General features: G+C 53.0%; 18 protein-coding genes and 1 other RNA gene. 10 read left to right on the top strand and 9 right to left on the bottom strand.

Annotation, left to right across the window (positions count from 1 at the left end):
• The first annotated feature begins 159 nt into the window (after positions 1-159).
• A non-coding RNA gene (ssrS, locus tag KOR42_RS06515) (6S RNA) lies at positions 160-356 on the top strand.
• Positions 357-395: 39 nt separating this feature from the next.
• On the opposite strand, the gene KOR42_RS26470 is transcribed toward ssrS, so the two are convergent.
• Entirely contained in the window at positions 396-569 is a 174-nt protein-coding gene (locus KOR42_RS26470) for a hypothetical protein (protein WP_197440916.1), read from the bottom strand.
• 118 nt (positions 570-687) lie between these two features.
• On the opposite strand from KOR42_RS26470, the gene ispG reads away from it, so the two are divergent.
• The 3 genes from ispG (at position 688) to KOR42_RS06500 (ending at position 4,007) form a co-directional block, all read left to right on the top strand.
• Positions 688-1,848, top strand: a complete 1,161-nt coding sequence (gene ispG, locus KOR42_RS06510; RefSeq protein WP_146508108.1) for a (E)-4-hydroxy-3-methylbut-2-enyl-diphosphate synthase — start codon at positions 688-690, stop codon at positions 1,846-1,848.
• Positions 1,849-1,990: 142 nt separating this feature from the next.
• The gene (locus tag KOR42_RS06505; RefSeq protein ID WP_146508106.1) at positions 1,991-3,304 is read left to right on the top strand and encodes a dihydroorotase; all 1,314 of its coding nucleotides are present in this window, start codon (positions 1,991-1,993) and stop codon (positions 3,302-3,304) included.
• Positions 3,305-3,521: 217 nt separating this feature from the next.
• On the top strand, positions 3,522-4,007 hold the full coding sequence (locus KOR42_RS06500; protein WP_146508104.1) for a hypothetical protein: 486 nt from the start codon (positions 3,522-3,524) through the stop codon (positions 4,005-4,007).
• A gap of 168 nt (positions 4,008-4,175) precedes the next feature.
• On the opposite strand, the gene mutS is transcribed toward KOR42_RS06500, so the two are convergent.
• The 3 genes from mutS to pyrE form a co-directional block, all read right to left on the bottom strand.
• Positions 4,176-6,881, bottom strand: a complete 2,706-nt coding sequence (gene mutS, locus KOR42_RS06495) for a DNA mismatch repair protein MutS (protein WP_146508102.1) — start codon at positions 6,879-6,881, stop codon at positions 4,176-4,178.
• A 117-nt stretch (positions 6,882-6,998) separates the two neighbouring features.
• Entirely contained in the window at positions 6,999-8,396 is a 1,398-nt protein-coding gene (locus tag KOR42_RS06490; RefSeq protein WP_146508099.1) for a glucose-6-phosphate isomerase, read from the bottom strand.
• Positions 8,397-8,742: 346 nt separating this feature from the next.
• Positions 8,743-9,297: an orotate phosphoribosyltransferase gene (gene pyrE, locus KOR42_RS06485; RefSeq protein WP_146508098.1), complete on the bottom strand. Its 555-nt coding sequence runs from the start codon at positions 9,295-9,297 to the stop codon at positions 8,743-8,745.
• Between the two features lie 380 nt (positions 9,298-9,677).
• On the opposite strand from pyrE, the gene KOR42_RS06480 reads away from it, so the two are divergent.
• The 6 genes from KOR42_RS06480 to KOR42_RS06455 all read left to right on the top strand — a co-directional run bounded on the left by KOR42_RS06480 (position 9,678) and on the right by KOR42_RS06455 (position 18,867).
• Complete coding sequence (locus KOR42_RS06480) at positions 9,678-10,751, top strand: peptidylprolyl isomerase (protein ID WP_146508096.1); 1,074 nt, start codon at positions 9,678-9,680, stop codon at positions 10,749-10,751.
• A 229-nt stretch (positions 10,752-10,980) separates the two neighbouring features.
• Entirely contained in the window at positions 10,981-12,738 is a 1,758-nt protein-coding gene (locus KOR42_RS06475; RefSeq protein WP_146508094.1) for a glutamate mutase L, read from the top strand.
• A 740-nt stretch (positions 12,739-13,478) separates the two neighbouring features.
• Entirely contained in the window at positions 13,479-14,480 is a 1,002-nt protein-coding gene (locus KOR42_RS06470) for a PhoH family protein (RefSeq protein ID WP_146508092.1), read from the top strand.
• Between the two features lie 110 nt (positions 14,481-14,590).
• The gene (locus KOR42_RS06465) at positions 14,591-16,891 is read left to right on the top strand and encodes an HD family phosphohydrolase (protein WP_197440915.1); all 2,301 of its coding nucleotides are present in this window, start codon (positions 14,591-14,593) and stop codon (positions 16,889-16,891) included.
• Complete coding sequence (gene ybeY / locus KOR42_RS06460; RefSeq protein ID WP_197440914.1) at positions 16,848-17,315, top strand: rRNA maturation RNase YbeY; 468 nt, start codon at positions 16,848-16,850, stop codon at positions 17,313-17,315. The genes KOR42_RS06465 and ybeY overlap by 44 nt, the downstream gene beginning before the upstream one ends.
• 184 nt (positions 17,316-17,499) lie before the next feature.
• Positions 17,500-18,867, top strand: a complete 1,368-nt coding sequence (locus KOR42_RS06455) for a hemolysin family protein (protein ID WP_146508086.1) — start codon at positions 17,500-17,502, stop codon at positions 18,865-18,867.
• 211 nt (positions 18,868-19,078) lie between these two features.
• On the opposite strand, the gene KOR42_RS06450 is transcribed toward KOR42_RS06455, so the two are convergent.
• From KOR42_RS06450 to KOR42_RS06430, 5 genes are all read right to left on the bottom strand, one after another.
• Entirely contained in the window at positions 19,079-19,966 is an 888-nt protein-coding gene (locus KOR42_RS06450; protein WP_146508084.1) for a class II aldolase/adducin family protein, read from the bottom strand.
• A gap of 78 nt (positions 19,967-20,044) precedes the next feature.
• Positions 20,045-20,344, bottom strand: coding sequence for a EutN/CcmL family microcompartment protein (locus KOR42_RS06445; RefSeq protein ID WP_146508082.1), 300 nt, complete (start codon positions 20,342-20,344; stop codon positions 20,045-20,047).
• On the bottom strand, positions 20,341-21,102 hold the full coding sequence (locus tag KOR42_RS06440; protein WP_146508080.1) for a hypothetical protein: 762 nt from the start codon (positions 21,100-21,102) through the stop codon (positions 20,341-20,343). Before KOR42_RS06440 ends, KOR42_RS06445 begins: the two co-directional genes overlap by 4 nt.
• 163 nt (positions 21,103-21,265) lie before the next feature.
• A complete protein-coding gene (locus tag KOR42_RS06435) occupies positions 21,266-21,535 on the bottom strand; it encodes a EutN/CcmL family microcompartment protein (protein ID WP_146508078.1) in 270 nt (89 codons plus the stop codon).
• Positions 21,536-21,639: 104 nt separating this feature from the next.
• Positions 21,640-23,160 carry an aldehyde dehydrogenase family protein gene (locus tag KOR42_RS06430; RefSeq protein ID WP_146508076.1) on the bottom strand — a complete coding sequence of 507 codons (1,521 nt, stop codon included), beginning with the start codon at positions 23,158-23,160 and terminating at the stop codon, positions 21,640-21,642.
• Positions 23,161-23,213 lie beyond the last annotated feature (53 nt).

Raw genomic sequence — 23,213 nt, 5'->3', positions numbered from 1 at the left:
TTCTTGAATTCGCAGCGATTTTTTGCCGGGGTTTCGTTCCCAACCGGTTGAGTCGTACGTGACCGCTGGCGAATGGATTGATCCCTTAAAAACTTCAGTAGAAGCGTTGCCCCGGGCCAGACCCAAAGCTAGGATCGAAGTGTTGGATCCATGATCTAACCCCCTCTGCGGTGTTCGATACCGGAAAGTATTTTGTAGACCCGACTTCCAATCCGCAGGGAACCGCAACGGAGTGGCTGATTGTATCTCCTGGCTCTGTGAAAACAGAGGACTGGATCACATGACCCGTTCCTGTGGTGCCCACCTAAAACTGCGGGTCTGGACAAATCCAGTTCGCCGGCACATGTGGAGGGTTTTTACTTCCTTCTCCGGTTCAAGCAGCCCTGCCGAAGATTTCAGGCTGTGTTCTTCCCCGGTTCGTATTCTGCCTCCGGTTTGATGTTCTCCCCAGCGACAGTGTTCTCCACCGTTGCTGTGAAGAATCCGTTTCGCAGATTTCGGAAGCTGTCGAGTCCGCGTGGATCGCTCGATTCGACGTGACAGATCGATGCGTTCAGTCTGTCATTCAAGAATTCGGCCGTTATGATACATGCAAGTTCTCGGTGAAAGAATTGCGTGTCACGTGCGGCTCTCAATTCTTCGGCTGAGGTCGGCGTTCTCGCTTCTGCAGAATCAAGGTTGATAAACGTGTCAGACAGATCTCTCCCTCGCAATCCGACTCGAGCCGTTCGAATTGGTTCAATCGTCATCGGGGATGGTCATCCCATTGCTGTTCAAAGTATGACAGCGACACATACGAAAGACATTGACGCCACGGTCGAGCAGATTTCTGCATTGGTCGAAGCTGGGGCGGATGTCGTGCGTGTCGCAGTCGACAGTTCCAAAGATGCTGAGGCGCTGGCGGAAATCAGTCGACAGGTCTCGGCGAATTTGGCTGTCGACCTGCAGGAGAACTACCGACTCGCAGAAGTGATCGCCCCATTCGTTTCCAAGCTCCGCTACAACCCTGGTCATCTTTACCATCACGAACGAGAGAAGCCCTGGCAGGAGAAGGTTCAGTATCTTGCTGATGTGGCGAAAGAGCACGATTGTGCGATGCGTGTCGGGGTGAATTGCGGATCTGTCGATCCTGCGAAGAAAGAACGGTACGACGTCGACGATTCGATTTCGCCAATGCTTGAAAGTGCACTTGATCACTGCGGATTTCTCGACGACATCGGCTTCACTCGCTACTGCGTCTCGCTGAAAGACTCGGACCCGAAGAAAGTGATCGAGGTCAACACCCGCTTTGCCTCTTCCCGACCAGACATTCCGCTTCACCTGGGCGTGACCGAAGCGGGGATGCCTCCAGATGGGGTGATCAAAACACGAATTGCGTTCGAGCAACTCATCAGCAAAGGAATCGGGGACACGATCCGGGTTTCTCTGACGGTGCCCAGTTCGCGAAAGCCGGAAGAGATCGAAGCCGGACGGCAGATTCTCACGGACATTGCTGCTGGCCGCGTGAGAAGCGTCGTCGATTTCGGGCTTGAGAGTTTGAACATCATCAGTTGTCCGAGTTGCTCTCGAGTCGAGAATGAAGCATTCATCGATCTCGCGCAACAGGTCAAAGAAATGACGAAATACGCTCAGGATCATGCGGTGACAATCGCGGTGATGGGGTGTCGCGTTAACGGTCCGGGAGAGACGGACGATGCGGATCTCGGGCTGTGGTGTGGTCCGAAGTTTGTGAACCTGAAAAAAGGTCCCAAAGAACTCGGAGCCTATTCCTACGATGCCATTCTCGATCGACTCCGCGAAGAACTCGATGCGATCATCGAAGAAAAAACAACAGCCGGTGTCGACTAGAGCAAGTTGCTCTTTCCTGTGCACTCGCTTGAACTTTTTCATCAGGTCAAAGACAGAGTTTGCTCGTGCGAGTGAGTGCTAGCCAAAACAGAAAATGCTCGAGAACTCGTCCTGATTCTCCTTTTGACAGAAGTTCAAGCTCATGGCTGATCGCACGCTGATCCGCAATGCTCAATGTGTTCTCCCCGAGGGGATTCAGAAGCATGACGTCCTCATCGAGGACGACAAAATCCTCGGTATCGACCCTCCCAAAACGGCGTCCGTTGATGAAACAGTCGATGCGGAAGGTCGGCATCTGTTGCCCGGAGCGATTGATGATCAGGTTCACTTCCGTGATCCGGGGCTGACTCACAAGGAGGATCTACATACCGGATCCGTGGCATGTGCCAAAGGGGGCATCACGACCTTTCTGGAGATGCCCAACACCAATCCGACGACGACCTCTCTAGAAGCATTGGATGCCAAACTCGAACTGGCCGCGGGCAAGTGTGTCGTCAACTTTGGGTTTTATATCGGAGCGACGCCGGAGAATCTCGACGTTCTCAAAGCTGCGGAACGAACTCCGGGGATCAAAATTTTCATCGGTTCAAGTACCGGAAACCTGCTGGTCGACGGGCAGGATGCGCTGGAAAAGATCTTTGCTGAAACCACTCTTCCGATCTGTGCCCACTGCGAAGATGAAGCGACCGTTCGAGCTAATCGAGAGAGATTGAATGGCGGAACGTCGATTCATGATCACTCGAAAATACGCGATCACGAAGCAGCGATCATCTCGACCCGACGCGCGGTTGATCTGTCGACACGACATCAGCATCCGTTTCATGTCTTGCACGTTTCAACGGCTCAAGAAGCTGAGTTTCTCAAAGATCGTCCAAGCTGGGTGACCGCCGAAGCGTGTCCGCATCACCTGTTTTTCAATGTCGATGACTATGATCGGCTCGGTTCGCGGGTGCAGATGAATCCGTCGATCAAGACAGCTGAGGACAATCGAGCACTTTGGAACGCACTGCGAGACGGAGTCATTGAGGTCATCGCGACCGACCATGCTCCTCATACACTCGAAGAGAAAGACCGTCCGTACCCGGAGTCTCCGTCCGGGCTTCCAGCTGTTGAAAACTCGATGGCTCTGATGCTCGATGCTGTCAATCGTGGGCAGTGTACGCTCGAGCAGGTCGTCTCGTGGATGTGCGCAGCCCCTGCTCGCATCTGGAAGATCGCCAACAAAGGAGCGATTCGGGAAGGATTCGACGCCGATCTGGTCCTCGTCGATTTGTCTCGACGGGAAACAATTCGCGATGAAAATCAGCTGACCAAATCAAAATGGAGCCCGTGGAATGGCGTCGAACTGACCGGCTGGCCAGTCCGGACGTGGGTGCTTGGGAAGACAGTCTTTCAGGATGGAAAAGTCGACGCAACAATCCGCGGGCGAGAAGCGATTTTCCGCAAGAAATCCTGATCGAATCAACGTTTAATGATCTGTTGCTCTTGCAACTGGCAATCCCTACCGAACCGTTGACATCGTCATTGTCTGCGCAGTATCTCTAAACTGAAAGATGTGTCATCTTTTTACGGAGTCGAGACAACTCCGGTATTTTCGCCAGGATGGCAAACTCTACAGTTGGGGTACTGGGAAACGTTTCTCGGCCAACTGCGATAACGAGGAGGGAATTGAAGTGAAGAATGTATTGATTGTTGCTGTCCTGTTGGGAGCCACCACGATTGCCGACGGTCGTGAGCCGATTTTGGTTCCACAGGAAACTTTGGCGATGGCCTACTCGGCCGATTACGCCCCGACTCCGGCAGGAGAAACTACGTCGATTCAGCCTGTTCCAGCTGGAACTGTTGCTCCAGGCACAGTGATTTGTGATTCCTGCGACAACCCAGGGATCGAATTGTACAACTGCGTCAAAGTGATTCAGGCTCGCAAGATCGCTCCATGTGCGGTTCCAAAGATCGTTTCGGTTCCAAACCCATGTTACGATCCTTGCAAACCATGCTGCCAACCGAAATGCGTTTTCGTTCAGATCTGCGTTCCACCATGTGCGTGTGAAGACGTCATCTGCCGAAAAGGCGGAGATCGCATGATCTTCAGCTACGGAAAATACGCAGTGAAAGTCACCGCTCGTCGTGACACACTCGTGGTCAACTATGATCACTAAGACGTTTTCATCGAGATGATCGATGAAGATTGACGAGCGAACAATCGTTCGTCAGGACTGATCAAGAAAGAGGTCACCGTGAAATACTGTGGCCTCTTTTTTGGCTTCAGTGAGTCGCTTCGCTCGAATCGATCCGGAACACTTGCTGCGAGAAATGGTGAAACGAGGCTATTTCAGTTTTCCTTGAATACGGTGCAGTTCCTGAAGAGCCGCCAGTGGGGTCATCTCATCAAGCTTGAGACCTTGCAACTCGCTGAGGACAGGGTGAGGTTCCGGTTCGAACAGCGTGAGTTGACGAGCTCCTTTGGTCTCGCGGGCGGGGATGGTGACTTGTCCGTGATCGTCCTGATGATCTTCTTCGAGCGTTTGCAGGATCACTGCGGATCGCTGAATCACTTCTCGCGGAATGCCAGCCAGTCGGGCGACATGAATTCCGTAGCTTCGATCGGCGGCACCGGGGACGATTTTGTGAAGGAAGACGACATCGCCATCCTGTTCATGGACAGCCACGTTCCAGTTGCAGACTTGCCGCAATGTCTTTGAGAGTTCTGTCAGTTCGTGGTAATGGGTTGCAAAGAGTGTCCGGCATTCAATTTGATCGTGAAGGAATTCGGTGATCGCCCAAGCGAGTGAAATTCCGTCGTACGTGCTGGTTCCGCGGCCAATCTCGTCCAGAATCACCAGGCTTTTGGAAGTTGCAGTGTTCAGGATGCGGGCTGTCTCGGTCATCTCGACCATGAAGGTCGACTGTCCTTTTCCGAGTTCATCGCTGGCCCCGACACGAGCAAAAATTCGATCGGCAATCCCGATTCTTGCGGACTTGGCGGGAACGAATGATCCCATCTGGGCCATGATCGTCAGCAAAGCTGCCTGCCGGATATAGGTACTCTTTCCGGCCATATTGGGGCCGGTGATGAGTGCGATCAGATCGCGGCGATCCAGAGTCAATTGGTCGTTGTCTCCGTTCTTTGATTGATGATCTTTGCCTGCTTCACTCAGTCCAAGCATGACGTCATTCGGAACGAACTCTCCGGAGGGTTGCATCTGATCGAGGACAGGATGCCGACCGTCAACGACCTCCAGAACCGGTTCAATTGTGATCTCTGGTCGTTGGTAATTGGACTGAACAGCGACCGTTGCCAGATTCGCCAGAACATCGATCTCCGCGAGCGTTTCTGCAGTTCGTTGCAGTCGCTGGCATTCGTCCGCAACTCGATCGCGGAGGTTCTGAAACAATTCGTTCTCAAGAGCTTTCGACTGGTCTTCTGCTCTCAAAACCTTTTCTTCGTATTCTTTCAGTTGCGGGGTGATGTACCGTTCCTGGTTTTTGAGCGTTTGTTTGCGGATGTAGTCTTCGGGAACTTTGCTGAGATGCGCCGCGGTGACTTCGAGGTAATAGCCAAAGACTTTATTGAACCCGACTTTCAGGGACGGGATTCCGGTTCGTTCGATTTCCTCCGCCTGATATTGCGCAATCCAGGTTTTTCCTCCACGAGCAAGATCGCGAAGTTCGTCCAGCTTGGAGTCATAACCTTCACGGATGATTCCTCCTTCGGTCGTCGTGATCGGGAGTTCGTCTGCGAGGCTTGATTCGATGTCGGCGCGGATGTCTTCGCACAGTTCGATCCGTTGTTCGAGAGTCTGCAACAGGTCGGACGAACGGCCCGCGAGTCGAGCTTTGACAGCTGGCAGCAGTGAAAGAGTTTTCCCGAGCGCACCGAGATCGCGAGGAGACGCTCGACGCGTGGCGACCCGGGCAGCGAGTCGTTGAAGGTCGTAGCTGTCGTTCAGTTTTTCTCGAATGTCTCGGCAGAGTTTCGAGTCTTGTGTCAGTTCATCGACAGCATCGAGTCGTCGTTCGATGGCTGGCTTGTCCGTCAGGGGATTGGAGAGCCAGTCGAGGAGCAGCCGCGCTCCCATGGGGGTCTTTGTCTGATCGAGAATACTGATCAGCGAACCGGCCCGTTTTCCTTCTCTCTGAGTTCGGGTCAATTCGAGTGAGCGACGAGTGGTTTCGTCGATGAGCAGGCTTGTTCCCCGGCGATATGGTTCCAGTCGAGAAAGGTGGCCGAGTGATGACTTCTGTGTTTCCTGAACATACTCAAGCAAAGCTCCAGCAGCGGTGATTCCGGCGGAGTCTTCTTCGGTGAGATCAAAACCTTCGAGAGTGGCGGTCCCGAAATGTTTGAGAAGGATCTCGCGACACTGATTGGCAGCGAATGACCATGTCGGGCGTTCGGTGAGAACGGTCTGTCCGTACTCGATCAGTTGTTTGTGGGTCTCATCGTTCTTGCAGTTCTCCGGGACGAGACACTCAGCCGGATGGATTCGGGCGACTTCGTCGATGAGTGCAGAGGAACTTCCCAGTTGTGGCGGAAGCTCTCCGTTTTCGCGAGAGACTTCCATGCAATAGAAACGTCCGGTGGACAGCTCCAGCCACGCGAGTCCGATCGAGTCATTCGTTGGACAAACGGACGCGAGGTAGTTGCTTTCCTTCGGGTCGAGAAGGGCATCATCAGTCAGCGTGCCCGGGGTGACGATTTGTGTCACTTCCCGACGGACGAGTCCTTTGGCCGCTTTGGGATCTTCGACCTGATCACAGATGGAGACTTTGTGTCCGGCGGCGATCAGCTTTTGCAGATACCCTTCGAGTGAATGGTACGGGAACCCCGCCATTGGAACGGGTTTGGACGAAGACTTGTCGCGGCTGGTGAGCGTCAGTCCCAGAATTTTCGCAGCGATCTCGGCGTCGTCGTGAAACAGCTCGTAAAAATCCCCCATGCGAAATAAGAGTATTGTGCCCGGAGTCTCTGATTTGACTTCCATGTAGCGCTGCATCATGGGAGTCAATTTGCTGGATTTTTTGCCGGCCATTTTAGTTCAGATTCGAGATCAGGAGGGTCGAAGAGAGGGGATCAGCAGGGTTGCCCAATTGTGCGGCGGGCCATCGAGAAAGAAGATGGACCTCCGCCGCTTTGGTGCATGAACTGGTTACGATCCGTAAAGGATTCTGCCCATGTTGTTCTTGTAGGCTTCCACACCCGGTTGCCCGTAAGGGTTGATTCCGATCAATCGGCCTTCGATCGCAGTTGCCAGCATGAACAACTGCAACAGTTGACCCATTGAGTAGGCATCAATTTTGGAAAGCTTGAGATCGGTTGTCGGGCGTTGATCTTCTGCGTAAGCCTGATTCGTTCCTTCGATCGCAGCTTGGAGCAGTTCCGGAATTGTTTTCCCTGCGATTCGATTGAGTAGATCCTGATCGAGACCATCGGGAGCTTCTGGAAGTGAGATTGGAGAGGAAGCTGGATCTCCGGGGATGATGTTGCTGATCACTCGATCGCGTTTGCCTTCCTGATGCTGCTGGCCCCGGCTATGCAGATCGCGAGTGTTGACGACGGTCAGCGGAGTGGCGCCTCGTTCATGTTTTCCGAGGCTCTCTGCGAGAAGTTGATCGTACCAGAGACCGGTCGATTCGAGTCGATTCCCCCACGTGGAAAGGACTCGGACATCCATTCCATGATCACGTTCGAGAAGGTGGCACGTGGCGACGTAATCGAGGACGGGATTCTCTCCGGCCGGTTTCGTTCGGCACCACTCGGTCATGTCCGCAGCCCCTTGAAGGAGTGCGCGAATGTCGATGCCGAGGACCGCAGCTGGGAAAAGTCCGACGGCTGTGAAGACCGAGAATCTTCCGCCGACTCCATCAGGAATCGGAAAGGTCTGTTGATATCCTCGAGCGTTTGAAAGATCACGGAGCTTGCCAGTTTCCCCGGTCACTGGAACGACGAGTTCCGTCGCTTCGGGGGAGTCGGCACCGTAGTATTCTTCGAGGGCTTCCCGGAAAATGCGGAACGCTGCGGCAGTTTCGAGGGTTCCGCCCGACTTGCTGATCACCACAATACCCCAACGGTCGGCCAGTTCTTTGGGATCGACGCATTGAGTTTTGAGCAGATTCAACAGGGAGCTCATCGAGTCGTTATCGAGATTGTTTCCCTCGAAGTACAGGCGAGGATTTCCTCCCCTCGCTTCGCGTGACAACTCGTTGTGATAGGGATCGCACAACGCTTCGAAGAGTGCTCGCAGCCCCATATAGGACCCACCGATTCCGAGGACGACCATTCGGTCGATTCGGTCGCGAAGAGACTTTGCTGCCGATTCAATGTTCTCGAGGAGGTCGTCTTCTCCGTTGAGCAGACGTTCCGGAAGGTCGATGAATCCGCTATCGAGTGGTTGTTTCGCCTCGGGGATTTCCTCTCCTGACGTTCTCAATTGGACGTCGGCGAAGGCTTCGTCTCGTGCTGCGTGAAGATGTTCGGTGAGCATCGAATACTGTTTTTCGATGAGAAATCCGGCAGCCTGAGGGGAAAAGGAAATGGAGTTTGACATTCCGATGTCCTTGTTAGTGCAGATGGAGATGCGAAGCGCTGTCAATGCAGACTCAAAAAGGATGTGAGCATTGATTGGAATGAAAACACTTGCACTCGCACAAGTGAGCACAGCGAAAAGCTGAGACGGACTCTTCCGAGAGTGCACGGGAAAGGTCAACGTTGTGACCTGAGTGATGTCTTAAAGCTGCGTTGCGTTCTGTTCTTGCGAGCGGGGAGATGTTGTCTCCGCGTGCTGCCGAACACTCGTCAATTCAGCGAATGATCAATCGTACGAACGTTGCAGCGGAATTGTTCGATTCCAGGGCGTGCTGCGGACCGATCGAGATTGTGAATCGAGAAGCATCCTACGATGCCTCCGGCGGCGTGATTCCAAAGTCTTCGATCGTCAGCAGCGACTGAAAGTCGAAGCCGAGTTCGCGAAACCGGTTGGCTCCGCCTTCCATGCGATCGATGATCGACAGGACCTGTTTGACTTCGCAGCCGAATTCCTGAACACGTTCGATGGCCAGAAGTGAGCTTCCGCCGGTTGTGACGACATCTTCAACGATGGCGACCTTCATTCCGGGCTGAACGGGACCTTCGACAAATTTGTTGGTTCCGTGACCTTTTGATTCTTTCCGAACGAGAAATCCGAGCAGGTCGGATTGTTTGTCCGCAGCTGCTGAGAGGATTCCCGCGACAATCGGATCAGCCCCGATGGACATGCCTCCGACGGCATCAATGTTCGGGTCGAGATGATCGAGAAAACCGTGGCTGACGAGGCTGAGGCCCCGTGCGTGCAGGGTCACCTGTTTTCCGTCGAGGTAGTAGGACGCTTTTTTCCCGGAAGCCAGCGTGAAATCACCGAACTTCAGAGCTCGCTCTCGGAACAAATCCATCAATTCTTGTTTGTTGTACATCGTCAAATGTCCCGGAACTGTTTCGTGTTGAGGGCGTTTTCTCGGAGAACCATCACAGGTTTCTCATGCTATCGGGAATGGCCGGAATTAAAAGTGGTTCCGATGCTTCAAGTTTCATTCGACGGAGTTTCACTGATTGGTTGCTGTGCGAAAACTCACCAGCGAAGTGAATGTTGAAATCCAGACCGGTCCCCATGCTCAAACGAGAAAGTTTGCGCAGATTGTAAATCTTACAGGCGAGGGAAATCGGTGTCGGCATTTGTGAGAATCATCTTGACCCAAAATCGAAAATTTCGGTAAATCGTCAAAGTCAGTACCTGAAAACTTGTGATGTTATCGCAACTCCCTATCGAAACACTTTCACTGACGGAGTATTTGCAATGAGTGAACGGAATCACTCCCCAGAAAATTCGGCGCTGCCAGCGCAGTCGAGTCGGACGAAAAAGCAGCATTGGCTGACGTATGTCATTGGAACGGTCGTTCTGGTCGCGGTCGCTGCGGTCGGTTTTCAGTTTATTCTGCCAAGCCCGGCTGCCTCACAGACGACGAATGATGCTTCGGGACAGGTGCAATTGCAGCAGAATTCGACGCGAGTTCTTGCGAAAGTGAATAACCAGGCAATTTCTTACGACGTCGTGGCTCAGGAGTGTGTGTCTCGCCATGGCGAAGATGTGCTCGATACCCTGATCAACCGTCTTGTGATTCAACAAGCCTGTCAGGCTGCTGGTGTGACTGTGACTGCCGCAGAAGTGCAGGAAGAGGTCGCTGCGAACGCCAAGAAGTTCAATCTTCCGCTCGATACCTGGTATCAGATGCTGCAGGCAGAGCGTGGTCTCACGAAGGAGCAGTATCACGATGATGTGATCTGGCCGATGATCGCACTCAAGAAACTTGCCGGTCAGGATGTGGATGTGACCGAGCAGGATATGCAGGACGGATTCGAACGCGATTATGGCCCTCGCGTCAAAGCTCGGATGATTGTTGTCGACGGAAGTATTCGTCAGGCGAACCAGATCTGGGAGAAGTGTAAAGCGACCCCCGACGACTTTGATCGTCTGGCAATGGAGTATTCATCAGACCCCAACAGCCGCCCCCTCGGTGGATCGATTCCCCCAATTCGTAAGCATGGAGTCGAAAAAGTGGTCGAAGAAGCTGCCTTCAAACTGCAACCTGGAGAAATCTCCGGTGTGATTCAGGTCGCTCAAAGTCGCTATGTCATCCTGAAGTGCGAAGGTCACACGGAACCCGTCGTCACTGACATTCGTGAAGTCTGGAATGATCTCTTCAAGCAGCTCAAGGAAGAGAAAACTCAGATCGCAGTCGCGAAGGTGTTCGAAAAGATCAAGAAGGATGCACGCGTTGACAACTTCCTGACGCGAACAACAACTGGTCCTCGGCCAACTCAACCAATTCGCCAGGTCTCCGGAAGTGCCCCAGCTGGCGCCGGAAGATAAGCTTTCGGTTGCTGAAACGTTCACAACCCGTTCTGAGTTGGCTCAGGGCGGGTTGTTTCATGCGCGGTGGACACATTTCAAGAGCGATGCCTTTCCGTTCCTGCTCGCGGAAGCGGCGAATCTCAAGTGAAGTCAGCGACGTTCAACACGCTGCATTTCCTATCGGGACGACTTCGAGTTACGATCCGGATATTAGAATTCCTTCAGTGCCTGCGATTGACGAGTTGTTATGCCTGATCTCGACCCTTCGAAAATCAATGTCATTCTTGCCACGGATTGTGGAAGCACGACGACGAAAGCAATTTTGATTGAGAAGGTCGATGGGCATTATCGGCAGACATATCGCGGAGAGGCGCCGACCACAGTCGAAGAACCGGTCGCGGATGTCACCGTTGGGGTTCGAAACGCAGCTGCCGAAGTGGCGGAACTTTCGGGGCGGCGACTGCTCGATGATGACGGGAATCTGATTCGTCCTGCTCAGGGAAACGAAGGCTGCGACATCTATATTTCGACATCGAGCGCGGGCGGAGGGCTCCAGGTCCTTGTGACCGGGGTCGTGCGCGAGATGTCCGCAGCGAGTGCAGAGCGAGCCGCTTTGGGCGCCGGGGCGATCGTGCTGGACTTGATCGCTTCCAATGATCGGCGACGACCACATGATCAGATCAAACGAATCCGAGATTTGCGACCCGACATGGTCGTGATGGCTGGAGGGACTGACGGAGGAACGAAGAAGCACGTCGTGCAGATTGCCGAACTGATTGCACCCGCCAAGCCGAAGCCGCGATTCGGAAGCAACTACCGGATGCCAGTCATCTTCGCAGGCAACAAGGAAGCTGCTTCCGAAGTTTCAGAAACGTTCGACGAATCGGTGACGTTGTCGGTCGTCGACAATGTCCGTCCGGAAATGGAATTCGAGAATCTTGCCCCTGCCAGAGACTGCATTCACGATCTGTTTCTTGAACACGTGATGGCCCATGCGCCCGGTTACGATCGGCTCATGAAGCTTACCGATACGCCTATCATGCCAACTCCCGGTGCTGTGGGAGACATTCTGCAACAGATCGCGCGGGCGCGGCAGATCAACTGTGTGGGTGTGGATATTGGCGGAGCGACGACGGATGTCTTTAGCGTCTTCGAAGGTGCGGATGGTTCTCCGACATTCAATCGGACTGTGAGTGCCAACCTGGGGATGAGTTATTCCATCTCCAATGTCTGTTCTGAAGCAGGGATGCCGAATGTCTTGAGGTGGGCTGATCAGGCGATGGATGAACGCGAGCTTCGAAATCGCGTGAAGAACAAAATGATCCGGCCGACAACAATTCCGCAGACGGCAGAAGCACTTGTGTTCGAGCAAGCTGTCGCTCGTGAAGCGCTTCGATTGGCGTATCAGCAACACAAAGAGTTTGCCACTACTCTAAAAGGAGTCCAGCAGCAGCGGACTGTCGGTGATACTTTTGTGCAGGAAGGGGGAGGGCGTTCGATTGTCAACAACATGAAGCTCGATCTGCTGGTCGCATCGGGTGGTGTTCTCTCTCATGCTCCAGAAATGTTGCAGACAGCTCAGATGATGATCGATGCGTTCGAGCCGGAAGGATTCACGGAATTGGCCAAGGACAGCATCTTCATGATGCCGCACCTGGGCGTTCTCGCAGCTGTGCATCCTGATGCAGCTTTGGAAGTCTTTGAGAAAGATTGCCTGATTTCTCTCGGAACGGTTATCGCTCCGGCGGGCGCAACGAAGCTGGGGCGAATCGCGATGAGCTATCACGTTTCCGGTTCGACTCTTTCCGAGCAGGGGGAGATCCGATTCGGTGAACAGGTCATTTTTCCGTTGAAAGGCGGAGAGACGGCGGAGGTCACAATCACTCCGGGACGAGGACTCGATGTCGGAGCCGGGAAGGGGAAGAGTGTCTCGCGGACAGTGAAGGGTGGAACAGTCGGGCTGATTCTCGATGGTCGCGGGCGTCCACTCTGGTCAGACGAGTAACGATCTCGCACGGTCTGTGAATCGATCAGCATTCGATGAGAGCGATTTTTCTTCCGTCGGAATTCGTTCGCGGACCGGTTTCCTCTGAGGAGTTTTCGGATCGAACACCCCTCACATTGAATCAATTTCGAGCGGTTGGCGCGAACCTTCGTTCGGTGGAACTGCTCAAAACAGGAACGTCTCATTACGGGAAGATCGTATTTTGTCAGTCTGTCAACGACAAACCCCCTGTTCTTGTAGTGACTTATCGAATTCGGAAAAAGGTGGCTGAAGTGCTTTCCAATGACAAATCTACGGGATAAAATCTATGAATCGATGGCAAGGTGAATCGTGAGGGGAACTCTCCTCAAGCACCTTCAGCGTCAATTCGCTGAGAGCCGATTCTGCCATTCAAATCCTGATGGGCAGGCTCTTCGGAATGAGCCAGCTCATTGATTCATCAGTGGAGCAAGATCACGTCAATTCGATCGCCTCGTTGGCCTGGATCCGATCGGCGGAGAAGTCCGAGGTCAAAATTGAAGCATGAGCCCGCCGATCGCTCTGTTAGAGGTCTTTTCGTCTCCACAGATCGCGTTGCGGCGATTTTCTTAACCCAAAATCGATCCACGCAGACGCTTATCCTGCTGCTATCCACGTGTTCAAAAGTATTGACACGAGCCGTTTCTTTCACAACGAACCGGTGATTCTGACGACCCCGGGCACGCATCTTCAGTTCAGAAACAACTCTGTTGGCTTAGTGAATGACCACAACATCTTCCACAATTCCTCTGCTTTATCCAGATGAAGCTCGCTTGCTCTTCGGACCGAGTGACAGCCATGTTCGTCGGCTGCGCGATGCCTATGGAACAGCGATCGTGTTGCGTGGCGATTCGATCGTCATCGAAGGGGAAAGCGACGCTGTTGACTCGACCGTCAACGCGTTCGAGCAACTGCGAGAGATCATCAAGCGCGATGGAATCGCCCACGATGCGGTTGTGGACCGGTTGCTTTCAAATCAAACAGAAGAGCGTCCGTCATCGGAGCAGGTGATCGACCTCTTCGAGAAGGCCAAGCGAATTCAGCCTCGGACACCCGGTCAGGCGAAGTACGTTGAAGCCATCCGGAATCATGATCTGGTGTTCTGCAAAGGCCCGGCAGGTTGCGGAAAGACGTATCTTGCCGTGGCGATGGCAGTGAACGCGCTTCGGTCAGAGAAAGTCCGCCGAATCGTCCTCGTTCGCCCAGCTGTCGAAGCCGGAGAGAAGCTTGGCTTTCTGCCAGGCGATATGCTCGCCAAGGTCAATCCGTTCCTCCGACCGCTGCTTGACTCGATGAACGATATGCTCAATTTCGAGCAGGTTCGGTTATACATCGAGAACGACGTGGTCGAAATCGTCCCGCTGGCTTTCATGCGCGGGCGAACTCTCAATGATACATTTATCATTCTCGATGAAGCACAGAACACAACAATCACTCAGATGAAGATGTTCCTGACGCGTATGGGCGAGGGCTCGACCATTGTCGTGACAGGGGATGCAACACAAACAGACTTGCCAGACAACGTCACATCTGGATTTAACGATGCGATTCGGCGCCTCGGAAGAATTCAGGGAGTCCAGGTCGTTGAACTGACAGGAGAGGATATCGTTCGCCATCGTTTGGTACGTGAGATCGTCAAGGCGTATGACGATCAGGAAACACGTCCCACGCGAAATCGCTATGCAACGACAGAAGTTGCAACTGCGTCGATGGAGAAGTCCTGACAACTATGTTTAGATTCGGACACAAACGGAGCCGGGTTTCGAAATCAGCGGGAATCCGCCGTCCAGACACGGCCTTAAAACGGTTTGTGAAATCGTTGCGCGATCGCCGCTTGCAAATCCGCATTGGTGTCTCGTTTGTTGCGATTGTGCTGCTTGTCATTGCGCTGCAAAGCTGGAAGTCCCCGTTTCAATATCGTCGCGGGGATTACATCGAGCATGGCGTCGCTGCGAAAATTGAATTCGAACGCGTTGATGTCGAACAGACTCAAATTGCGAGAGAACGTGCTGCCGAATCGGTTCCGTGGATCTTTCGACTGAACTCGGCTCCGCTGATGTCATTGCCGGAAGAGTTGCGGGCAGCACTCGGCGAAATCGCCGCCGCCCAAACTCTCGAACTTGTTCCGCTCACCACTCGTCAAAACTTCGGTCTGACTCAGCAGTCGTCGAGCGATCTGGGAGGGAAGATCGTCGGAGACTGGTTTCATGCTGGTTCGCCTGCCGAGCGATTTGCAATTCTCCGATCAGCGATTGTCGGCCCGGACATGACTCGCGCGGAACAGCGAATCGAAGCAATGGTCGAAGAGTTTCGCGAGTTCATTCAACCGATCCTCGAAACGGGACTGATCGGGAGTGATTTTGCACAACGTCAAAATCGAAACCTGACGCCGGATCGCAGGCTGCTGATTGTCAACAACGGAGACGGACTCGAAACCGGCCGAATTGTTCTTCTGCCGCGTGTTCGTCTTCAGGATCAGCTGAACGAAGCGGGTCAACTTGGATATTCCTGGGATACCTTCGAAGCACTCTCTCCAGAAATTCGTCGTCCGATGATCCACTGGTTAATCGAACGTGCGACGCCGACTTTGATCTTTGATCAATCTGCGACAGCTGCGGAAATCGCAGCAGCTCGAGAACAAGTCGATCCCCGGATGGAACGCTATTTAAAAGGGGACTTGCTGGTTGAACCGCAACAGTTTCTCGACCAGTCTCACCTCAGTTTGCTTCTCGATGAATACAACGCGGCAGAGTCCAAGATTCACGAAGGAGCTCGTTTCAGTCGGATGCTGGTCGCCTTCGTCATGGTGGCTGTGCTGACGATCTTGAATGGCTTTTACATCGCCAAGAACGAACCCCGGATTGCGAACAACCTCAACTATCTGATTACGTTCTGGGTTGCGATTATCGCAACGGCGTTCATCGGCCGGATCGTTTCACTCGATCCGCTCCGCGCAGAGATCGTGCCACTTCTTACAACGGTTTTGTTGCTGTCTGTAGCATTTAATCAAGTGTTGGCGACGATGACCGCCTTCTCGCTGTCGTTGCTGCTGACAATGGCGACGACAGGCCAGTTCAATCACTTTCTCGTTCTGATGGCGACAGCCACTTCGGCAATTATTCCGTTGAAGCGAGTCTCAACTCGGGCGACGTTGATCAAAACGAGTTTCATTTCCGCAATCACGTTTTTCACAGTCGGCTGCGGAATTGCCATTATCGAAACGCAGTCCGTCACAGAGGTGATGCAGGACACGCAGTTGCTCGTGATGAATGCGAAAGGGGCGGCTCTTTGCCTTGTCGCTGGCTTCTTGGTCGCGGGCAGTCTTCCGTTTATCGAGAGCGCCTTCGGCGTTGTCACGGACATGACGCTTCTGGAGTTGAGTGATCCGTCGCACCCGCTGCTTCAAGATCTCGTGCGACTTGCTCCGGGGACTTATAACCACTCGATCGCAGTCTCCAGCATCGCAGAAACAGCTGCGGAACGGATCGGAGGGAACGGCCTTCTGGCGCGTGTTGGAGCCTATTTCCACGACATCGGAAAGATGCTCAAACCGCAGTATTTCATTGAGAATCTTCAGGATGCTTCGAGCAGTCGGCACCAGCAACTGAATCCTGCCATGAGCACGCTTATTATTATCGGGCACGTGAAAGATGGTGTGGAACTGGCTGAACAATATGGCCTTCCGCAGCCCATTATCGACTTCATCGAACAGCATCACGGAACGACTCTTGTCGAGTATTTTTATCGCGAGGCCGCCAAACTCGCGGAATGCAAACCGGATCACAAAACAGACGCGGAAGAGTCTTCGTTTCGATATCCTGGTCCCAAGCCACAGACTCGGGAAACCGGCGTTATGATGATCGCCGATGCTTGTGAGAGTGCCTGTCGGTCTCTCACAGAACCGACGCCGAAGCGAATCGAAACGCTTGTGAACGATATCGTGATGCGGCGACTTCTCGATGGGCAGTTCGACGAATGCGATCTGAAAATGTCAGACATTCGCACAATTCAAGATTCTGTGACCAAGTCTTTGATTGGAATTTATCACGGTCGGATACGTTATCCCGATGCGCCTGACGGAAAAAAAAAGAGTGAAGTACAAGATTCATCTGTCAAACAACCAGCGGCAAATTGATGTTGATGACGCCTTCGTTCGAGAGACTATCGAGGCTGTCCTGGATGCAGAGCAAATTCCTCAGGCAGAGATTGTCGTTGCGCTGGTGGATGATCCAACGATTCATCAAGTCAACCGCGATCATCTGCAGCACGATTACCCGACCGATGTGATCAGTTTTCGATATGACGAATCAGAAGTTGAAGAAGCAGGCGGGCAGTCAGGTCCACTCGATGGAGAGTTGGTCGTGAGTACCGACACAGCATGTCGTGAAGCTGCCGAGTTCGGATGGGACTCGAAACATGAACTCAGATTGTATCTCATCCATGGAACACTCCATCTGTGCGGATACGAAGACAGCACCGACGAAGAAAAACAGCAGATGCGGGACCGGGAAAGAGTGGTCCTCAAAAATTGGAATCTGATCCCGAACTATTCAACTTAAGGCGATGTAAGAGCATTTAAACAGTCCAACCGAGTGAAAACGGAAGAGCAGATGACTTTGAGGATGGACCTTCAAAACTCAGTGAGAAAATGAATCGTTTCATGCACAATTCGTTCGCTGGTTTTGAGGGCACTTCAACGAGCCTCTTCCGGACCGATTCAGCCCTTTTACCAGAATACCCGTCGTGAACATTTTCACTCTTGCCGTTTGTTGTTTTCTGATGAGCGCTTTTTATGCGACTGTCAGCGACAGCTTGCGAAACTTCTTTCGAAGCCGATTGGCATTCGTCTGCAGACAGAAGAACAACGAGCCACGGTTTGGAATTATTCTCAAAGACGATGAGCAGGCGCTCCAGGCTTCCGATTTCGTTCGGACGACAACGCTCACCCTCGCCATCGTGTTAGCAGGCTACGGAAGACACTCGCCCATCGAAGCATTGAGCGCTTTCGAACTGGTTGGAGACCTGCTGATTGCGACGGTCCTTTGCTGGATCTTTATCGGGCTGATTCCGTGGACGTTGTCGCATGTGCTCGCGGAACAGTTACTGTTTTACACGTGGCCAGCCATCGATCTCACGATGCGAATCTGCTCGCCAGTCACCTTCTTTTCGAACGCTGTGGACAAGTTCTTTCATCGGTTATTTGGACTGAAAGAACCGACGCCGGAATCGGTCGAGACCTTCACGGAAGAAATTCAGAGTGTTGTCGATGAAGGCGAACGCGAGGGAGTTCTGGAATCGAAAGCCGGGAAAATGCTGCATCGAATGATGGAGCTGCGGCAGGAAGATATTCGCGCCGTCATGACTCCGCGGACGGACATCATCTCGATCCAGGTGGATAAAACTCTCGAAGAAGCACGCCTGGAACTTCTGGAAGCGGGGCATTCCCGAATTCCCGTCGTGAATGGATCGGCGGATCAGATTGTTGGAATCCTCTACGCACGGGATCTGCTCGAACAAATCGGAAACGATCATGCGAACGTCAGTCTTGGGGACATTGTTCGGGAAGCGTTCTATGTTCCGGAGACCAGCACAATCGAAGCGCTTCTCAATCAGATGAAGCAAAAGCGATTACATCTTGCCATCGTGCTGGATGAATACGGCGGAGTGACCGGTCTGGTGACACTCGAAGACATTCTCGAAGAGATCGTGGGAGATATCGCTGACGAGTTCGACGAAGACGAAGAAGAAGGTGTCGAATGGATCGACGAACACACCGTGGCTGTCGACGCGCGATTGCGGATTGATGAGATGAACGATCTGCTAGAAATCGAACTTCCTGACAGCAACAGCTACGACACACTCGGGGGCTTCGTTTTCTCGACCCTCGAACGGATTCCCAAAGAGGGCGAATACTTCGAATGGAATCAGATTCGGATTCAGGTTCTCGAAGCGTCCGAGCGAAAGATCAGCAAGATCCAGCTTTACAATCCGGTTCCGTGGCCACGTTACAGCGAACGCCTGATCGGAGATGAGAACAATTCAGGTTCCGGTGCTCCGAACCTGCGAATCGTTCAAGGGGCTCTCAATCAATCGGAAGAACAAGCGGGCTAACGGAGTTGGTTCCGCTCTCAACGTAAAGTCGCAATGCTCTGCGCGACTCAATGCTGATTCGTTTTGTCGAAGGAAGAAGCGGTATCCTGGAGCGGAGTGCGCGACGTTGTTGGTCCGGAACCACTCAGCCCAACGCTCAGAACAAACTCACTTTGTTCTGAGCGGCCGAAGACAATAACTCCCAAAGTCGCACTTGCTTCGAGAAAGCTTTCTACGATGACTTCAGGGCAGCGATCACTTCGTCAGTGATTGCTTTGACGAGAGCGTCCATGTTTCCTCCGGATGCTTCAGCTGGTGCCGATGCAGGAGTCTTCATGTAACCAGGGTATGAAGGAGGAGGATCGAAGGCTTTGGTGTGCGGAGCCGGGACGTTGTTTTCGCGATATCCTTCCTGAAAGGCAGTGTTGCCGCACAGGTCGCAATCTTCCATATGGAATCGCGGATCGTCGAATCCGAGTCGCTGCTTGAGATCAAGAAGCTCTCGTGATTTCTGCTCGTTGAGATAGGTGATTCCACCGATCTGTTTTGCGAGGATCAGAATTCGGCAATACGCATCGAGAATCTCCGTCTTCCAGTATGCTTCTTCGAGAGTCTTTCCGAAGCTGACGGTTCCGTGGTTCGTCAGGATGATTGTGTTGGTCGCTTTCAGAAACGGAACGACAGTGTCAGCGAATTTCTGTCCGCCGGGAGTTTCGTAAGGAGCCAGTGGGACTTCGCCCATGAAGACTTCGATTTCCGGAAGCACACACTGAGGAATGGCTTCGCGTGCGACGGCGAAAGCGGTTGCGTGCGGAGGATGGCAGTGAACGACAGCTTTCACGTCTGGACGATGCTTCATGATCGCCAGGTGCAGCAGGATTTCACTGGTTCGTTTCTTGGTTCCGGCGAGTTGTTTTCCTTCCAGATCGACCATACAGATGTCATCCGGCTTCATGAAGCCCTTGCAGATCATCGTCGGGCTGCAAAGCACTTCATTCTCTCCAACACGGTGAGAGATATTACCATCATTCGCTGCGGCGAATCCTTTGTCGTAGACACGACGCCCGATTTCGCAGATCTGGTTCTTGATTTCCGGATTGTTGAAGAGTGGGTGGTACATCGTTCTTGTCTCAATTCGGGTTGAAAATTCCGGGCATCAAGGACAGTTCCTGATGCAGTATCTTGAGTGAATTGTGTGTTACGAGAAGTCGGTGCCATCTTTGATATCGACGACATCTAACAGTGCTGTGCAGTAAGCATCGAGTGGTTTCGGATTTGGTTGGAATGGAGCGGCTGCCTCTGCTCCTTCGCTCACTGCAATGAGTGAACCGTTTCCTGATCCGATTTCGTCGAATACGACGAATGGTTCTCCTCGGCCTGAATCACTCCCCTGTAAGGCGGGAAGATCAAGCGGAACGACAACTCTCCAACTTCCCCCCTGGATGGAGGGGTGGCATCGAGAGAGTGTCACGCTTCCAATGACTTCGCCGATGATCATGAATGGGACCTCCCGGATTCGGTGATCATCTTGAGGACGTTCTTTAACTCGTAGTAGCTGCGATCCGTGGGATCGAGACACCAGACATTCGCTCGGAGTTGTTTTCGAATCTGTTGCACGTCACTCGCGTCACGCACGACAACCGCCTTCACGCGTTTGTTTCGATTCGCAAGGCATGCCGCTCGATGCTGTTGCTCTGCGAAGACGAGCATTGTGTCGACTCCGTTGCGACTGATTTCACTGATGGCGTGCTTCGCCGCATCGTCCGGACAACTCACCAACTCGCGCGACTTCAGCTTCAACTCTTCCAGAGCGCTGTCGAGCGCCAAACTATGGCGGACAATCGCAGCACCAAGAGTTGAGATTGAGTTTTCCGAAGAAGTCTCTTTCTTGGAGTTTGTTTGAGTTGAAGCAGCTGTTGGTGATTCGAGGCGACGTTCGATCTGCAACTTCGCCTGACGAACAATATCAACTGCGGCGGGGGTGATGATCGCACGAGGTTTGACAATGACCGGAGTTCCTTCCGGAATCCGTTGCAGCGTTTCCGCCGTGATCACCGAGTCGCTGATTTGAACTTCATTGAGTGAAGGGTTTGCCTTCGGAGCGACCGATTTTTGCGGGTTCGCTGCAGGCAGTTTTGATCCGGAGGATGAATTCCCGTTTGGCGCAGGGCTGGCAATCTGTGACGTCTTCGATGTGCTGAATTGATTCAGCACGTTCGCGACGATTCGGTCGATTGCTTCCGCGGAAAGGTTCATCGTGTCGATTCTAGAGCCAGTTGCTCTTTCCCATGCACTCGCTTGTGCTGTTTTGTTGAGTTAGAGGCTGTGTTTTCTCGTGTGAGAGAGCGCAAACCAAATCTGAAGATGCGTGAAATTCTCGGCAATCTCTGTTGTTCTGAACGAATTCAGATTGAAGTTGTTATCTCTCAGGTTGATCGTCAGGTTGGGCAATGACCATCCATCGCACCGGTGTGTTCTTGGTTCCCATTGCTTCGGAAACGAATTTGCCGTCGGAGGCCAGAATCACTTTCTGACCAACTCGACTTCCCAGTTCGTCGATTGCAATGAAGGGAATTCCCTCGCGGGAACCATCGGACTTCAACGGTTGAACGAGCAGCATTCTCCAGCCGTTCAGAGAAGAATGCTTCACGGTCGATGTGGCATGCCCGATGACTTTTGCGTGCAACATGTTGACTTGTCCGAGCAGTGAGAACGTTTTCGGTGCTCTCGCTGCCTGATGGAATTGAGTTCGCGAACATCGACGTTGATGTTCGCGAGGCAGCGACTGAACGACTAAACAACTCGCAGTTCATCGACCATCACACAGCGTCGTGTCCGTGTGAAGGTTCCGGGATTGGTCACACCTTCGCCTGTTGGTGTCGCCACACTGAAGGAGAGATATCCTTCTCCTCCAAGTCCCAGTCCCGCCATCGATGGTCCGTTCTTCACGAACAGTGTTGTGTTCATGAGTCGTCCCATCACGGTCATGGCGTGGACATTACGCGAGTGAATGATCGCGGTGTGTCCGAATCCATGTTCGAATTCGTAAGCAAGCTCAATCGCGTGCATCGTGTCGCGAGCCCTTACGAACGGGATGAACGGCATCATCTGTTCTTCAGGAACGAATGGGTTCGTTGTGTCCGTTTCCCCGAATAGGATTTCGGTATTCGCGGGAACAGAGACTCCGATTTGTTGAGCCAGGTAGGCTGCATCTTTTCCGATGAAGTCACGATTGAGGACGGGATGACCACCCGCTTCTTTGGGCGGAGAGAATGCCAACTTGGTCAATGCGTCAACTTGTGAACTGTTGAGGAGGAAACCGCCATTCTTGGAGACGGCTTCAAGCAGTCGATCAAAAATCGACTGAACAGCGAAGACTTCTTTTTCCCCAATACAGAGGAGGTTGTTGTCGAAGGCTGCTCCCGCGACGATCGATTTCGCGGCGTTGTCGAGATCGGCAGTTTCGTCAACGACAACCGGAGGGTTTCCTGGACCAGCGACAACAGCTCGCTTCTTCGCTCCGAGTGCTGCTCGTCCGACGGCAGGACCTCCTGTGACGCAGAGCATTCTGACTTTGCGGTGATGGAAGATCTCATTCGCGGATTCGATCGTCGGTGTTCCGATGATCGTGATGAGGTTCTGGATCCCGGTCTTTTCGAAGATCGCTTTGTTGAATGCCTGCACGCCTTCGCATGCGATCTTTGCTCCCGAGGGATGCGGGTTGAAGATGATGCTGTTACCCGCAGCGACCATGTTGACGATATTCCCCGCGAGAGTCGGCAGCGAATGCGTCACGGGAGTGATCGCGCCGATCACGCCGAAGGGAGCCTGTTCTTCTAGTGAAATTCCATGATCGCCACTGAAGCAGTTGGGCTTGAGCCATTCGGTTCCGGGCACCTGCTTGATGATTTTCAGCTTGGCAATTTTGTGATCGAGGCGACCGATTTTCGTCTCTTCGAACTCTTTGCGGCCCCATTCTTCCGCCCGTTGTTCACACATCGTTTTGACGATGTTCACGACGATGTCGCGATTCTCAACGGTTGATTTGGACAACTGTTGAAACGCAGCATCTGCCGCAGTGACAGCCGCATCGACCGATTGGAAAACTCCCCAGTCACCACTGTTCGGTGCAGCTTCAATCGCGGGGCTCGAAGATTGTCCAGCGACTGCGCCACTTGAGACAACTCGAATTCCGCCCGGATCAGCAGTGGGTTTGAAGTGCGGGGCAGTTCCGTTGACTTGCTTCGGAGTCTTTCCAAGTTCGGCCAGCACTTCTTCGACAACGGTACGAATCGCGGATTCGGTGGCTTGCATCGTCATTCCTCATTTCGCTTGTTGGTATCGAAACTCTCACTGTGTCGCTGGAA

Source organism: Thalassoglobus neptunius (assembly GCF_007859735.1).
Taxonomy (GTDB): domain Bacteria; phylum Planctomycetota; class Planctomycetia; order Planctomycetales; family Planctomycetaceae; genus Thalassoglobus; species Thalassoglobus neptunius.
The sequence above is the reverse complement of the archived record's forward strand: the minus strand, read 5'-3'. Positions and strand labels throughout refer to the sequence as shown.

Bases quoted from the DNA above. Each gene is read 5' to 3' on its own strand.
- KOR42_RS06505 (WP_146508106.1), top strand. From the start codon at position 1,991: ATGGCTGATCGCACGCTGATCCGCAATGCTCAATGTGTTCTCCCCGAG.
- mutS (WP_146508102.1), bottom strand. From the start codon at position 6,881: ATGGCCGGCAAAAAATCCAGCAAATTGACTCCCATGATGCAGCGCTAC.
- KOR42_RS06490 (WP_146508099.1), bottom strand. From the start codon at position 8,396: ATGTCAAACTCCATTTCCTTTTCCCCTCAGGCTGCCGGATTTCTCATC.
- pyrE (WP_146508098.1), bottom strand. From the start codon at position 9,297: ATGTACAACAAACAAGAATTGATGGATTTGTTCCGAGAGCGAGCTCTG.
- KOR42_RS06480 (WP_146508096.1), top strand. From the start codon at position 9,678: ATGAGTGAACGGAATCACTCCCCAGAAAATTCGGCGCTGCCAGCGCAG.
- KOR42_RS06475 (WP_146508094.1), top strand. From the start codon at position 10,981: ATGCCTGATCTCGACCCTTCGAAAATCAATGTCATTCTTGCCACGGAT.
- KOR42_RS06470 (WP_146508092.1), top strand. From the start codon at position 13,479: ATGACCACAACATCTTCCACAATTCCTCTGCTTTATCCAGATGAAGCT.
- KOR42_RS06450 (WP_146508084.1), bottom strand. From the start codon at position 19,966: ATGTACCACCCACTCTTCAACAATCCGGAAATCAAGAACCAGATCTGC.
- KOR42_RS06445 (WP_146508082.1), bottom strand. From the start codon at position 20,344: ATGATCATCGGCGAAGTCATTGGAAGCGTGACACTCTCTCGATGCCAC.
- KOR42_RS06440 (WP_146508080.1), bottom strand. From the start codon at position 21,102: ATGAACCTTTCCGCGGAAGCAATCGACCGAATCGTCGCGAACGTGCTG.
- KOR42_RS06435 (WP_146508078.1), bottom strand. From the start codon at position 21,535: ATGTTGCACGCAAAAGTCATCGGGCATGCCACATCGACCGTGAAGCAT.
- KOR42_RS06430 (WP_146508076.1), bottom strand. From the start codon at position 23,160: ATGCAAGCCACCGAATCCGCGATTCGTACCGTTGTCGAAGAAGTGCTG.